The sequence below is a fragment of the Fluviicola sp. genome (genome assembly GCF_039596355.1).
Lineage (GTDB): Bacteria > Bacteroidota > Bacteroidia > Flavobacteriales_D > Crocinitomicaceae > Fluviicola.
Map to the genome: position 1 here is coordinate 151,124 of NZ_JBCNJW010000001.1, position 14,387 is coordinate 165,510.

Consider the following 14,387-nt stretch of genomic DNA (forward strand, 5'->3'; position numbering starts at 1 on the left):
ATCCGAAAAAATAATTGAAACAACGATACACATGGGTATTCAGGCCATGAAAACAAGCGAAATATGAAAAAAGCAGATAAAACCCCCGAAGCGGGAAGTATTACAACCGGAGCCATTTCCGGATCGAAAAAGATTTATGTTCCGGGGAAAATCCACGATATCCGCGTAGCAATGCGCGAGATTACGCTGACGCCGACAAAATTGGCAAACGGTAAATTGGAAGAAAATGCTCCCGTAACTGTTTACGATACGGGAGGTGCCTACACCGATGAAAATGTTGTGATTGATGTCCGAAAAGGATTGCCACGCTTGCGTGAGCAGTGGATTTTGGATCGCGGAGATGTAGAAGAATTATCCGATGTAAGTTCCGAATACGGGAAAGAGCGCAAAAACGATGTGAAACTGGATGAACTGCGTTTCGAACACATCCGCAAACCGTTAAAAGCAAAGGCGGGAGCGAACGTGTCTCAATTGCACTACGCGAAACAGGGAATCATCACCCCGGAAATGGAATACATTGCTATTCGTGAAAACCAGCGTGTAGACGAGTTGAAAAACCAGCTGAACGGACAATACGAGACGCTGACAGCCCAGCACCAGGGAGAAAGCTTCGGGGCGAATACACCGAAAGGATACATTACCCCGGAATTTGTGCGCGATGAGATTGCTGCAGGACGTGCAATCATCCCGAACAACATCAACCACCCGGAGTCCGAACCGATGATTATCGGGCGTAACTTTTTGGTGAAGATCAACGCCAACATCGGGAACTCAGCTGTGACCTCTTCCATTGAAGAAGAAGTCGAAAAAGCAGTGTGGGCATGCCGTTGGGGAGCAGATACGATCATGGATCTTTCCACAGGTAAAAATATTCACGAAACCCGCGAATGGATCATCCGCAACTCACCGGTTCCGATCGGTACGGTTCCGATTTACCAGGCTTTGGAAAAAGTGAATGGTGTTGCGGAAGACCTGACCTGGGAAATTTTCCGCGATACGTTGATCGAGCAGGCGGAGCAAGGAGTTTCCTACTTCACGATTCACGCCGGAGTATTGCTGCGCTACATTCCATTGACCGCAAAACGCGTAACAGGAATTGTATCACGCGGTGGTTCGATTATGGCAAAATGGTGTTTGTCGCATCACAAAGAAAACTTCCTGTACACACATTTCGAAGAGATTTGTGAGATCATGAAAGCTTATGATGTGGCTTTCTCTTTGGGAGACGGACTGCGTCCGGGATCACTGGCAGACGCAAACGATGCCGCTCAATTCGGAGAATTGGAAACACTTGGAGAACTGACCAAAATTGCCTGGAAACACGATGTACAGGTCATGATTGAAGGTCCCGGACACGTTCCGATGCACATGATCAAAGAAAATATGGACAAGCAGTTGAAAGAATGCCACGAAGCACCTTTCTACACGCTCGGGCCTTTGACAACAGATATCGCACCGGGTTACGACCACATTACATCCGCAATCGGAGCAGCTATGATCGGTTGGTTCGGTACAGCCATGTTGTGCTATGTAACGCCAAAAGAACACTTGGGGCTTCCGAACCGCAAAGACGTAAAAGACGGTGTAATTACGTATAAACTGGCAGCTCATGCTGCGGATTTGGCAAAAGGTCACCCGGGAGCGCAATACCGCGACAATGCATTGAGCAAGGCGCGTTTTGAATTCCGTTGGGAAGATCAGTTCAACCTGTCTTTGGATCCGGATACGGCACGTGAGTTCCACGACGAAACATTACCGGCAGAAGGAGCAAAAATTGCCCATTTCTGTTCCATGTGCGGCCCGAAATTCTGTTCGATGAAAATCACACAGGATATCCGCGACGCTGCAGAATCTGGAATGTTTGAGAAATCAGAAGAATTTAAAACACAGGGAGGTCAGATTTATTCCTAATGATACTAGTCATTTCCGATAGTGAATTTCTACCCGGCGAAGCAGCCAGTATCAATGAGCTGTTTCGCGCAGGGCTGGATTTGTTCCACATCCGGAAATACCATGCATCGGAAGAAGAACTAAGCCATTTTATCCGTTCCATTGATGCCATGTTTCATCCGCAGTTAGTCCTGAATCATCATCACGATTTGGGGGTAAAACTCGGACTGAAGCGCTTTCATTTCTCTGAAAGAGACCGGGATCATTGGGAAGAATCCGGCTGGGCCGGGAAGAACCCGGAATGGAGTTATTCGACGTCGGTGCATACCATGGAAGAATACAATGCGTTGCCGGATCATTTTTCCTACGCCTTCCTGAGTCCGGTTTTTGACAGTATTTCAAAACCCGATTACCAGGCAGTCCGCTTTGATTTCGATCAAAAGAAGGAAAGTCCCGTAAAGCTGATCGGTTTGGGAGGAATCCAGGCAGAGAATGTGTCAGAAACCATTCAAATGGGATTTGACGGAGCCGCTCTTTTGGGCGCAATCTGGAATTCGGAACAACCGGTGGATTCATTTAAGGATATAGCATCAGAATTAAGAAAGAAAGTACTCAAACAATGAATTACAATCGTCCCATCGTATTAAGTATCGCTGGTTTCGATCCCACAGGCGGAGCAGGAGTGCTTGCCGATGTGAAAACATTTGAGCAACATAACTGCCTTGGTATGGCTGTCTTGACCGGTAATACCAACCAGACCGAAACGGATTTCATTTCGGTAGACTGGATGGAACGGGAGAAAATTATTTCTCAACTGACGCCGATACTGGAAAATTACCAGGTTTCGGCAGTAAAGATCGGAATAGTGGAAAATTTGGAGACCTTATCCGGAGTTCTCGATGTTGTAAGAGCTTCGGCTGTTTCCGTTCCGATTGTATGGGATCCTGTTCTGGCAGCTTCTTCCGGCTTCGAATTACACGAAGTATTTGACCGTACCCTGCAGGAAAAAATCCTGGGATCGGTAGACCTGGTTACTCCAAATGTGAACGAAGCCCGGAAACTGATCGGAGAAGAGGATGAAATTGAAGCTGCTTTTCAACTGGGAAATTATACTTCCGTTTTGCTGAAAGGTGGACACAGTACGGTCAGACAGGGAATCGACCTGCTGATCGAGAATCAAATTCCGAAGGAGATCGCAGGAGCAATCAGTAAAAAGCTGCGTCCGAAACATGGATCCGGCTGTATTCTTTCGGCTGCAATAGCATCCAATCTGGCATTGGGGGCCAATCTGCCTGATGCCTGCCGGAATGCAAAAAATTACATTGAGAGACGATTGGCAAGTAACACAAATTTGTTGGCATATCATGCTGGATAAAATACATTACATATCGCAGGGAACAACCTTTGACGAACAGGAAAAAGACATTCTGGAAGCATTGGAAGCCGGTTGCAGACTGATCCAGCTGCGTTTTAAGAAGGGAACGAAAGCAGAGATCACAGAACTGGCGAAAATCGCCAAAGTGCGCTGTGAGTTCCACGAAGCAAAACTGATCATCAATGACTGGGTTGAAATAGCCCATGAAATCGATGCAGACGGTGTGCATTTGGGTTTGACAGACACCACTATCCGGGAAGCACGTCAGTTGCTGGGGCCCGAAAAAATAATCGGAGGAACCGCGAATACGCTCGAAGATGTGTTGCAGCGGGTAAATGAACGGTGCGACTACGTGGGACTCGGCCCTTTCCGGTTTACAACCACGAAGGAGAAGCTGAGTCCGATCCTGGGATTGGAAGGATACCGCAAAACGCTGCAGGAATTGGCGGATAGAGGCCTGTCTATTCCCGTCTATGCAATCGGCGGAATCGAACTGGGAGATCTGGAAGCGTTGAAAGATACCGGTGTGTACGGAGTGGCGGTTTCCGGAATTATATCCAAATCGCCCGAAAAAGCACATACCGTGCAGGAAATGAGGCGAAAATTGAACTAGTTCTCGCAGAGTAGCGCTGAGAATTAAAATAAATGAGATGACAGAAAATGATATTTGGAATCTGTCTACGAAACAGCATTGACTTACGAACTCAGAAAAGAAGGTTTTGATGTCAAAGTTCAGTTTGGAGTACCTATGATGTATGAAGAAATTAAAATGGATGTTGGATTTGTTGGTGAATGAGAAAGTGATCGTAGAGATAAAATCGGTAGAGACGTTGTTGGATGTACGTCACAAACAATTACTGACATATCGCAAACTAACAGGACATAAACTGGGATTATTGATCAATTTCAATTCTTACCCGTTGAAAGATTCAATTGTAAGAATCGTAAATAAGTTATAAAACTATGCGTGGCTCTGCGTTTTACTCAGTGGTCTCTGCGAGAAATAAAAAATACTATGCTCAAAATAGCAGATAAAGAATTTAAATCACGTTTGTTTCTGGGAACCGGAAAATTTGGTTCTTCAAAGCAAATGGAAGAAGCGGTTTTAGCATCGGAAAGCGAGTTGGTGACCGTTGCTTTAAAACGCGTAGACCTGGAAACAGAAACAGATGACCTGCTGGCGCATTTGAATCATCCGCATATCGGATTGCTTCCGAATACTTCCGGTGCAAGAAATGCCAAAGAAGCCGTTTTTGCGGCCCAGCTTGCGCGGGATGCGATGGAAACAAACTGGCTGAAACTGGAGATTCACCCGGATCCGAAATACTTGCTGCCAGACCCGATTGAAACATTGAAGGCGGTAGAAGAGCTGGCAAAGATGGGATTTGTGATCTTGCCGTATATCCACGCAGATCCGGTATTGTGTAAACGCCTGGAAGATGCAGGAACTGCCGCAGTCATGCCTTTGGGAGCGCCGATTGGAACGAATAAAGGATTGAAAACACTGGATTTCCTGGAAATCATCATCGAACAGAGCAAAGTTCCGGTGATTGTAGACGCAGGAATCGGAGCACCGTCTCATGCCGCTCATGCCATGGAATTGGGAGCGGATGCTGTTTTGGTCAATACGGCTATTGCAGTAGCACGAAATCCGAAGGAAATGGCCCTGGCCTTTAAAATGGCCGTGGAATCCGGAAGAATGGCTTATGAATCCGGATTGGGAGCGGTGTCTAAATCAGCCAGTGCTTCAAGCCCGCTGACAGGATTTTTGAATTTATAACGGATTGTAAGAACTCTTGAAACAACTAGATATGGAGCCGGATAAATCGAATTATTCTGAATTGATTCATGAGATCGGTACTTTGCTTGTAAAAGGAAGGGAGCAGGCTGTACAATCGATCAATACCATTTTGGTAAAAACTTATTGGTTGATCGGCCGGCATATCGTAGAATTTGAACAGGGAGGAAAAGAAAAGTCAGTTTACGGAAGCAATCTGTTGGATCAGTTGTCGAGAGACCTAACGACTCTTTATGGTAAAGGATTTAGCAGGTCCAACTTGATATATATGCGAAAGTTGTATATGTTTTTTCCAAATGGTGAGACGCTGTCTCACAAATTAAGTTGGTCTCATTATTTTGAGGTTTTGAAATCCGAAAATGAGTTGGAAATAAGCTTTTAAGATCATGTTCTGGTAGAGTATGCAACAGAAAATATCGGTAATCAGTTATTTGTGAGTAAATATCAGCTTTATCTCCCTGAAAAAGAACAGCTCGAGCGGGAATTGGTGCGTTTACTGGACAAGGAAGATTAAACGTTAAAAACAAGACAAGTTCAAAGTGGTTTTGATCCGGGGATGAAGACCACTGATAGAAAAATAGATGAAAATGAATTTTACAGCACTTTTTCAAAACACCAGCTGGGACGAAGTAAAAGCTTCCATCTACGCGAAAACGGCGAAAGATGTAGAGCGGGCTTTGGCGAAGGAAAAACGGGATCTGGAGGATTTTAAAGCGCTGATCTCGCCGGCTGCCGAACCATACCTGGAGCAGATGGCACAGATCAGCCATCAGTTGACGCAAAAACGCTTTGGGAAAACCATCCAGCTTTACACGCCGATGTATCTGAGTAACGAATGCAACAACATTTGTACGTATTGCGGATTCAGCTTCGACAATAAAATCCGTCGGAAAACATTGAATGATGATGAAATTCGCCAGGAAGTTGACTTCTTGAAGGAACGTGGTTTTAATCATATTCTCCTGGTAACGGGAGAGGCCAATCATACCGTTCATATGCCGTATTTCAAACACGCATTGGAATTGATGCGCAATGATTTTGCCAATATTTCGATGGAAGTACAGCCTTTGGATTTGGAAGAGTACAAAGAATTGCATGAAGCGGGAGTGTATTCGGTGCTGGTGTACCAGGAAACGTATCACCAGGATGTATACAAAGCCTATCATCCGAAGGGGAAAAAATCGAATTTTACCTACCGGTTGGATACCCCGGATCGTTGTGGAGAAGCCGGAATTCATAAAATTGGTCTGGGAGTTCTCTTAGGGCTGGAAGACTGGCGCACGGATTCGTTCTTTTGCGCCATGCACCTGGATTACCTGCAAAAAACATACTGGAAGTCGAAATACTCGATCTCTTTTCCGCGCATGCGTCCGGCAGAAGGAATCATTGAGCCGAATGTGATTGTCGGAGACAAAGAATTGGTACAGCTGCTCTGTGCTTACCGCTTGTTGAACGAAGACGTGGAATTATCCATGTCTACACGTGAATCGGAGCATTTCAGAAACAACGTCATTCCTTTGGGGGTTACAACGATGAGTGCCGGTTCGAAAACCAATCCGGGAGGATATGTCGTGGAACCGGAATCACTGGAACAGTTTGAAATCTCAGACGAGCGATCTGTAGAAGAAATTGCGGCATTGATCCGGAATCACGGTTACGAAGCGGTCTGGAAAGACTGGGATCGTAGTTTCGTGAGGGGGAAGAATGACGAATCTCTGAGCGAAACCACTTCCTTCTAATTCATTAAAAAGCGATCATGTTTAGCGAAAACGAAGCAAAGCGTTATTCCAAACAAACCATCCTGGATGAGGTGGGCTTGCTGGGACAGGTGAAACTGAAAAATGCCCGTGTAGCAGTTATCGGAGCCGGAGGTTTGGGCTGTCCGCTGATTCAATACCTGGCAGCCAGTGGAGTTGGAACAATCGGAATTGTGGATTTTGATGTCATTGAACACTCCAATCTGCACCGGCAGATTTTGTACGGTCCGGCAGATGTAGGTCGAAAAAAAGCTGTTGTGGCAAAGGAAAAAGCATTGTTCCAGAATCCGGATGCGGGAATCGAACTGTTTGATTGTGCCTTGACGGATGAAAATGCAGAAGAAATCCTTTCACAGTTTGATTTGGTGATCGATGGCTGTGATAACTTCTTAACGCGTTATGCTGTAAACGATGCTTGCGTAAAACTTGGATTGCCGTTGGTGTACGGAAGTATTCTCGGTTTCCAGGGACAGCTTGCGGTTTTTAATTACGCAGGAAGCAAAAATCTGAGGGATATTTTCCCTGAACCGCCGAATGCAGAAGATGTGCCGAATTGTTCGGATAACGGCGTTTTGGGAGTTGTTCCGGGAATCATTGGTACGCTCATGGCAAATGAAGCGTTGAAATGCTTGCTGGACTTGACCGTTTTAACAAATACGTATCTGGTGATTGATCTGCTTTCCATGAAGCAGACGGCTTTGAAGTACTAAGCCAATCCCTCAATTCCTTCTCAAGGAAGAAGACGCATTCTCCAGCTGCAACCCTCTCAGAAAATTCCGGAGGAATTGATCCCCGCAAACACGGTAGTGCTGGTGTTTCGGATCGCGGAAAAAGGCATTTAATTCTGCTTTCCCGATCCGGATATCTGCTTTTTTCAGCGTTTCGATAATGTCATCGTCTTTAAATGACAGCGCGATTTTTAATTTGCGCAGGATTATGTTGTTGTTCAAGGTTGATTCCGGAACAGGAATGATTCCGTCTTTCAGCCCCCGTTTTTCAGCAATCAAACCGTTCAGCAGAGCTGCCAGGGCTTCATCCGGCATCACTTTAAATCCTTCATACTGCTCCTGTTTCATCCAGGCAAAAATATCAAGAGGCGATACAATGTATTCAACGGATTTGAAAAGCTGCCCGATTTTTTCTTCGTCCCATTGGAAGATTTTGCGGAGTTTATAAAAGACGTAATTGTTATCCATAAAGCAAAATTACCAATATTTGGCTTACTTTGTCGTTTGTCACTTGATTCACCACCACATGAAAGCAAAACTCATTCTGATCCTATGCCTCAATACACTTTGGGGATTGGCACAACCGCAACCTGATTCGATCCGTGTGCTCCCGGCATTGAACCGGCAGGTACTCGATACGGCAATTCGTTACGGGAGAATGATTTCCCCGACATATGAAGGCGCAGTTTGTACCGAATTTGTAATGGGAATATTGGGACATTTCATGTCGCTGACGACTGAAGATACAGTCAATATCCGGATCGACCAGCCGCGGGAAAGCATCAAAGAAGTGTACCGGCAGATCGAAAACGGTTCACCTTATCCGAAAGGAGTGGTTTATGCTTTGGAATTCAATGGAAAAGGAATTGAAATCACGAATAAAGCAGAAGTGTTACCCGGAGATTTTGTGCAATTCTGGTATCCGAATTCCTGGGGACATTGTGGAATTGTAGAGCGCATCGACCTGGAAAATAAAGTGCTGTGGCTGCATTCTTCTTACCCGAGTACTTCCGGATATGGTATTCAACCGTTTCACATGCCGGAATATTGTCACTTTGTACGTTTGAAACTGTGAAATAAATCCGTTTTTAATTTTGGTCCTCATCGTATTCATGGAATGTTGATGTCGAAGCGCAAAAATATTGGAATTGAAGTAGTAAGAATCATTTTTGCACCTATTTTTGCAGAAAATTAAGTCTCAGTGAAGAAACTTTTAAGAAATAAGTGGTTTAAAATACCTTATTACACGCTGTTGTACGCTTTTGCGATCGCAGGATTCTTTTTGATCGGAAGTTATGTTGCTATTCAACTCGGACTCACCAAAGAATCCGGGAGTGTGGATGCAAACAACCGCTATTTCCAGGAAATGCAGGACAAATACAACCAGGATTTCAAGGTCGACAGTGCTACGATGATTCAAAAACGTTACGAAGCCATGGAGCGAATCATTGTTTTGAATGAGTATTACCCGCAAAATGCACAGCATATTCTTTCTGTTCTTCAAACAGGTGCCGATGGCTATGAAGTATTGCGCATGCTGGATGCTGTGGATTTACAATTGAAAGAAAACAAACCCTATCAGAAGGCCCTGTCCAAAATTAAGTTCAATGCGAAACGGTCGAAAGAAGTGAGCATGCTGAGCGCTTTTGACTGGATGAATATTGCCGAATGGAAAACCTTTAAAGAAGCCGTTGCAAAAGACAAAAAACTGATTGATTCGGTTGCGAGTCAGACCGGGGTGGAAGGCCGTTTGATTGTTGCCTGCCTGGTCGGGGAGCAAATCCGCTTGTTTAATTCTTCCCGCGAAGCTTATAAAAAATGGATCGGGCCGTTGAAAGTACTTTCCGTCGAATCGCAATTTTCATTCGGTGTAACCGGAATCAAAGAACATACGGCAAAAAACATCGAACAGCACCTGAGAAATCCGAACAGCGTCTATTACCTGGGACCTCAATACGAGCAATTGTTGAGCTTCAAAGGTCAGGACACGGCTGCTGTAAACAAAGAACGCATCGACCGTTTGACGGATTTTCACAATCATTATTACTCCTACATGTATGCCGCGATTTTCCTGAAACAAGTGAAAATGCAGTGGGAGAGAGCCGGTTTCCCGATTGATAAACGCCCTGAAATCCTGGCAACGCTGTTCAATGTCGGATATCCGCAGTCGAAACCGAAATCGAACCCGCGCGTGGGAGGCTCCACCATTAAAATTGACGAAAAACCCTATTCTTTCGGAGCAATTGCTTACCAGTTCTACTATTCCGGCGAGCTGTTTGATCTGTTCCCGTTTGAAAAGAAGAAGTTTGACTGGAATGAGGAAGTCTAAAATAATCGTATGCGCACTGGTGTTTGCAGGAAATTTCACTGCATTTGGCCAGGACGGAACCGATACACTTTACAAACGACCGAAAGATACGATGGATCTGGTGGTCAGTTGGCAGCAGGTAGGGAAAGGAGTTTCCTTTTGCGAAACCGATGCTCCGCTGAGATCACCGATCGGAGATTCGAAACTCACGATGTTAAAGATCGACCCGAAACAGGCACAGTTTGATCTATTCACCGCTTCCGGAATGGACAGTATTTCCAGATCAGTCAAAACGTGGGCAGATACGATGAACCTGAATATCGTATTTAATGCCGGAATGTATGACCTGGCGAAGCCGCTCATCAGCAGAGGTTTGTTGAAAAACGGACCGCACGACAACCAATGGGCTTACAAAGAAGGCTGGAATGTGATGTTTGCCATGAATCCGGTTGATTCGCTGAACAACATGGATGCGGTGGTATACGATATGGAATGTACACCGTATGACCAGATCAAAGATAAATACACGAGTTTTGCTCAGGGACTTCGAATGCTCGATTGTTCCGGAAACCCGATGAACTGGAAAAAGCGCGTGCAGGCTTGCAGTATGTTGGTTTGCGCTCACGATAACGAAGACAACCTGATTATTCTTTTTTGCCGGTCGCCTTATACACATAATCAAATGATCGGTTTCATGCAGCAGTTCCCTGTTGCTCTCCACAATGCTATTTACATGGAAGGAGGCCCCGAAACGAGTCTGTATGTGCATATCGGGGATTTCTGCCTTCAGAAAGTCGGAAGCTACGTATCTGATACGTATGCGAAAGACACCAACGAATCTTATTGGAGACTTCCGAATGTGATTGGAATTCGGGTAAAAAAATAACACCTTTAGTGCGGTCTCAAAGCCTCTTATTCAGATGAAGGAAAAGATGTTTTTTGGATAATCCATTCTTTTTCAGTAGTTTTATGTAGCTATTCACGAATAAGTATATAAACATTGGACGATAAGCATAAAATTGATGAAGATTTTAAGTTTTTATTGGATCAGTTTATAAAGAGTGAAATTCATGAATAGAAAACGCTTCAAAAAAGGAGTGTGCTATTTTATCGTCGAAAGAATATATAATCGGGGAAAGAAAGGACATGGCCCTATATTTGGAGCAGTAAAAATTGATATTGACGAACGATTGATCGTAATCACCGGTATATAGCATATCAATTGGCAGGGTTTGACTTTGAAATTCAAGCCTATTGCAAGAACTTTTCCGATAAACCTCCGTATAGAAATATCCGGGATATTGTGATTGATGTAGACAGTGACTGGGATAGAAATAACCCTGAAAAAGTTAAATATTGTAATGATGGTTTCTTAGACCATTTATAGAAAAGATGAAGGTGTTTTTAGATATTGATGGAGTAATGGTTCATGCCAATCCGTATCGAAAGGTAGATATGGAGGATGACGGTTTCTACAGATTTAAATCTGAAGCAGTATCTGCTATTAATACCATCGAAAACGCTGAAATTATTTTGTCAACCTCGCATAGACGTCGTTATTCTCTCATGCAGTGGAAAAGATTGTTTAAACGGAGAGGAGTCAATTTTAGCAAAATTTCGATCATTGATTCGGATTTCTCCACGCATGTGTCCAGGAAAGAAGAAATCGAAGCCTGGATTGAGACCCATCATTTGGATTACAATGATTTGATCATTATTGATGATGATAAATCACTCTATAATCTCAAATCTCCGTTAAAGGAACGGGTTGTTCTAACAGAACCCTATGTAGGATTAAATGATGCCGCCGGGATTTATAAAGTTTTACAAACAACAAAATATGAGTGATTTTTATCTGACAACCGTCACAAATCCGTTGTATTTCGTTTTTGTACCTACTGAGTTACTGACAACAAGCACGTAGGTATAAACACCATCCGGAACCATGAATCCTTCTTTGGTTTTTCCATCCCAGGTTAGTTCATCGTGGTAGAATTCTTTGATGAGATTTCCCCAGCGGTTAACGATAAATCCTTCTTCGAGGAAACCACCTGTAATGCTGATCGCAAAGAAATCATTGATATTGTCGTTGTTTGGAGTGAAAATGTTCGGAATATATACTGCATAGTCTTCCACGCTGCAGTCTTCAAACACGATGTGAGTTGTATGAGTCGTCGGACATCCGTTTTGATCAACAATATTCACGACCACATTATCCGATACATAATACCATGTTCCCTGAACGTTTACAGAATCACCTTCACAGCGTGTAATGTCCTGAGAAGTCGGGGTAACGGGATAAAAAGACAGATTCAGGATATGTGTACTGTCACACCCGTTTTGTCCTGTGAACTGGAACGGATATGAACCAGCAGTTGTAAATGTCTGGCCATTGAACGTATAGCTTGATCCCGGGCAGATGGAGTGAGACTCATTGGTTGTTTGTGGAGTACATCCCGTTACAACGATTGTTTGACAGTCCTGTGAAGCACAAGCTCCCGCGCCAACAGAGTAACAAATCTGGTATGTTCCTGCTCCTGCAGTCTGCGGATTGAATACTCCCGCTGAAGTGATACAAGCTCCGCAATCAGCGGCCCATGTTCCGCCGTTACTTGCTGCAATAAATTGAACCGGAGCATCAGAAGTGGAGAATGGACCTGTTGTTTGGATCGTCGGGTCTTGCATGGTTGTTCCTGCTGAAACAGTTCCGGAAGCAGTCCCGGTACACCCGTTTTGATCTGTTACCGTTACGGAATATGTTCCCGGACATTGATTGGTAATCGTTGCTGTTGTTGCAGGAACCGACCAGGAATAGCTGTAAGGAGCAGAACCTCCGGAAACTGTTGAAGAAACAGATCCGTCACAAGCCCCCTGGCATGTTTCGTTTACCGCACTTGCTGTTACGGAAATCCCGGTGCCGCTTGAGATAGTAGCCTGAGCAGTTCCGGTACACCCGTTTTGATCTGTTACCGTTACGGAGTACGTTCCCGGGCATCGGTTGGTAATGTTTGCTGTTGTTGCAGGAACCGACCAGGAATAGCTGTAAGGAGCAGAACCTCCGGAAACCGTTGTTGAAACAGAACCGTCACAAACACCCTGGCATGTTTCATTTACCGCCGTAGCTGTTACGGAAACTCCCGGATTACTTCCAACTACAGCCTGTGCTGTTGCCGAACATCCGTTTTGATCCGTTACGGTTACCACATATGTGTTCGGGCACACGTTTGAAACAGTCGCTGTTGTTGCAGTTGTGTTTGTCCATGAATAAGTATAAGGAGTTGTCCCGCCGGTAGCCGTGGCAGTTACCGATCCGTTACAGGCATTCTGACACGTTTCATTGGTTGCCGATACTGTAACTGCGATAGTACTTGAGCTGTTTGTAACAGTTGTCTGTGCAGTGATCGAACATCCTCCGGCATCTGTAACGGTTACTGTGTAGGTTCCGGCACACAAACCTGTAAGTGTTGCTGTGGTTGCAGAACTTCCAGACCAGGAATACGTATACGGGGCAGTTCCTCCTGAAGCAGTTACAGTTGCCGTTCCGGTACAGGTAGAACCACATCCCGTAGGAGTTGAGGTAGCTGTTGCCTGAAGTACGTTAGCGATCCCACATTGCGGGTTCATTGAAGCGATCCACGCGCTGTTTGCAGAATTGTTTGCTGCTCCCGGAGTTTCATCCGTACCAACATTCCCCGATGTCCAGTTAGCCTGTAATGATGGGTTGTTATTCGTATTGTTCGTCATGGAGAAAACTTTTCCGCTTGCTCCACCTGAAAAATAAATGATCGTATTGTTTGAATTGTTTCCGTAGCTCACTGCATGAGAAGGTGTGCTGGCAGTAATGCTGGATAAAATCAGGAAAGAATCTCCTGAATTGGCCATTGCAACCTGGTTCCAGGATCCCGCACCGGCAAACCAGCTGGCATTTGCAGGGTAAGAACTGTTGCTGGAAGTAGGGCTGGTACTTTGTCCTTCGAATAGCGTGGAACTTACCGGAATAATCAGGCGGCAGTTTCCGTCAGTCATGCTTAAATCATCCGGTGGAATAGCTGAGTTTCGGTCTGATTCGTTGTAGATAACGATCATTGTTCCTTGTGGAATACAGCTCCAAAAAGTATTGTTGGCAAAGCGAATAGCTCCCTGTGCAATTCCGGTACCGCTTCCGGCCGCGAAATAACCATTGTTGTCATCCAAAACAATCCCTCTCAAATCCATACAAGGAGTCGGAGTTTGACAACTTGGGGTTCCGATCACCAATAATTCTACATATTCGGCAGAACCGGTTCCCTGGGAAACCTCATTGATGATGAGTTGTTGTGAATAGGATCGCGATGAAAAAACGATGAAAAAACTAACAAGTACGCCAAACAAACGCATTTTGTGAATGAAAAAAAACTCTAATTGAATCTGGTTTCAGCAACATCTTTGTGCATCAAGGAGGACAAATTCAATTTTCCGGCGCAAAGATAGGGCGAAATAGTCAAAATTTTAAATGTGCGATGTTATGAAATGGTTATTATGTTGTAATGAA

Annotated in this window: 14 protein-coding genes and 1 pseudogene; 13 read left to right on the forward strand and 2 right to left on the reverse strand. The window is 44.6% G+C overall.

The features are described from left to right. The first annotated feature begins 63 nt into the window (after nt 1–63). The 9 genes and pseudogenes from thiC (at nt 64) to ABDV94_RS00665 (ending at nt 7,530) form a co-directional block, all read left to right on the forward strand. A complete protein-coding gene (gene thiC / locus ABDV94_RS00625) occupies nt 64–1,911 on the forward strand; it encodes a phosphomethylpyrimidine synthase ThiC (protein WP_343603889.1) in 1,848 nt (615 codons plus the stop codon). Continuing rightward, complete coding sequence (locus ABDV94_RS00630; RefSeq protein ID WP_343603891.1) at nt 1,911–2,513, forward strand: thiamine phosphate synthase; 603 nt, start codon at nt 1,911–1,913, stop codon at nt 2,511–2,513. Before thiC ends, ABDV94_RS00630 begins: the two co-directional genes overlap by 1 nt. Then, on the forward strand, nt 2,510–3,265 hold the full coding sequence (locus ABDV94_RS00635; RefSeq protein WP_343603893.1) for a hydroxymethylpyrimidine/phosphomethylpyrimidine kinase: 756 nt from the start codon (nt 2,510–2,512) through the stop codon (nt 3,263–3,265). Before ABDV94_RS00630 ends, ABDV94_RS00635 begins: the two co-directional genes overlap by 4 nt. Continuing rightward, nucleotides 3,255–3,878, forward strand: a complete 624-nt coding sequence (locus ABDV94_RS00640; protein ID WP_343603894.1) for a thiamine phosphate synthase — start codon at nt 3,255–3,257, stop codon at nt 3,876–3,878. Before ABDV94_RS00635 ends, ABDV94_RS00640 begins: the two co-directional genes overlap by 11 nt. A 78-nt stretch (nt 3,879–3,956) precedes the next feature. Then, nucleotides 3,957–4,224 (forward strand): annotated as a pseudogene (locus ABDV94_RS00645) (GxxExxY protein). 56 nt (nt 4,225–4,280) lie between these two features. After that, a complete protein-coding gene (locus ABDV94_RS00650) occupies nt 4,281–5,045 on the forward strand; it encodes a thiazole synthase (protein WP_343603895.1) in 765 nt (254 codons plus the stop codon). A 31-nt stretch (nt 5,046–5,076) separates the two neighbouring features. Beyond that, entirely contained in the window at nt 5,077–5,445 is a 369-nt protein-coding gene (locus ABDV94_RS00655) for a DUF1016 N-terminal domain-containing protein (protein ID WP_343603897.1), read from the forward strand. A gap of 205 nt (nt 5,446–5,650) precedes the next feature. Further along, on the forward strand, nt 5,651–6,802 hold the full coding sequence (gene thiH, locus ABDV94_RS00660) for a 2-iminoacetate synthase ThiH (protein WP_343603898.1): 1,152 nt from the start codon (nt 5,651–5,653) through the stop codon (nt 6,800–6,802). A gap of 17 nt (nt 6,803–6,819) precedes the next feature. Further along, entirely contained in the window at nt 6,820–7,530 is a 711-nt protein-coding gene (locus tag ABDV94_RS00665; protein ID WP_343603900.1) for a HesA/MoeB/ThiF family protein, read from the forward strand. Nucleotides 7,531–7,539: 9 nt separating this feature from the next. Here ABDV94_RS00665 and ABDV94_RS00670 read toward each other — a convergent pair whose 3' ends face one another. Next, nucleotides 7,540–8,016 (reverse strand): DUF1456 family protein, encoded by a 477-nt coding sequence (locus ABDV94_RS00670; RefSeq protein ID WP_343603901.1) that lies wholly within the window; start codon nt 8,014–8,016, stop codon nt 7,540–7,542. A gap of 58 nt (nt 8,017–8,074) precedes the next feature. On the opposite strand from ABDV94_RS00670, the gene ABDV94_RS00675 reads away from it, so the two are divergent. The 4 genes from ABDV94_RS00675 to ABDV94_RS00690 all read left to right on the forward strand — a co-directional run bounded on the left by ABDV94_RS00675 (nt 8,075) and on the right by ABDV94_RS00690 (nt 11,704). Then, complete coding sequence (locus ABDV94_RS00675) at nt 8,075–8,623, forward strand: hypothetical protein (protein WP_343603903.1); 549 nt, start codon at nt 8,075–8,077, stop codon at nt 8,621–8,623. A gap of 126 nt (nt 8,624–8,749) precedes the next feature. Further along, a complete protein-coding gene (locus ABDV94_RS00680) occupies nt 8,750–9,877 on the forward strand; it encodes a hypothetical protein (protein ID WP_343603904.1) in 1,128 nt (375 codons plus the stop codon). After that, nucleotides 9,864–10,742, forward strand: a complete 879-nt coding sequence (locus ABDV94_RS00685; RefSeq protein WP_343603906.1) for a hypothetical protein — start codon at nt 9,864–9,866, stop codon at nt 10,740–10,742. The genes ABDV94_RS00680 and ABDV94_RS00685 overlap by 14 nt, the downstream gene beginning before the upstream one ends. 506 nt (nt 10,743–11,248) lie before the next feature. After that, nucleotides 11,249–11,704 carry an HAD domain-containing protein gene (locus tag ABDV94_RS00690; protein WP_343603908.1) on the forward strand — a complete coding sequence of 152 codons (456 nt, stop codon included), beginning with the start codon at nt 11,249–11,251 and terminating at the stop codon, nt 11,702–11,704. Between the two features lie 3 nt (nt 11,705–11,707). Here the strand turns inward: ABDV94_RS00690 and ABDV94_RS00695 are convergent, their stop codons facing one another. Beyond that, nucleotides 11,708–14,233 carry a gliding motility-associated C-terminal domain-containing protein gene (locus ABDV94_RS00695; protein WP_343603909.1) on the reverse strand — a complete coding sequence of 842 codons (2,526 nt, stop codon included), beginning with the start codon at nt 14,231–14,233 and terminating at the stop codon, nt 11,708–11,710. Nucleotides 14,234–14,387 lie beyond the last annotated feature (154 nt).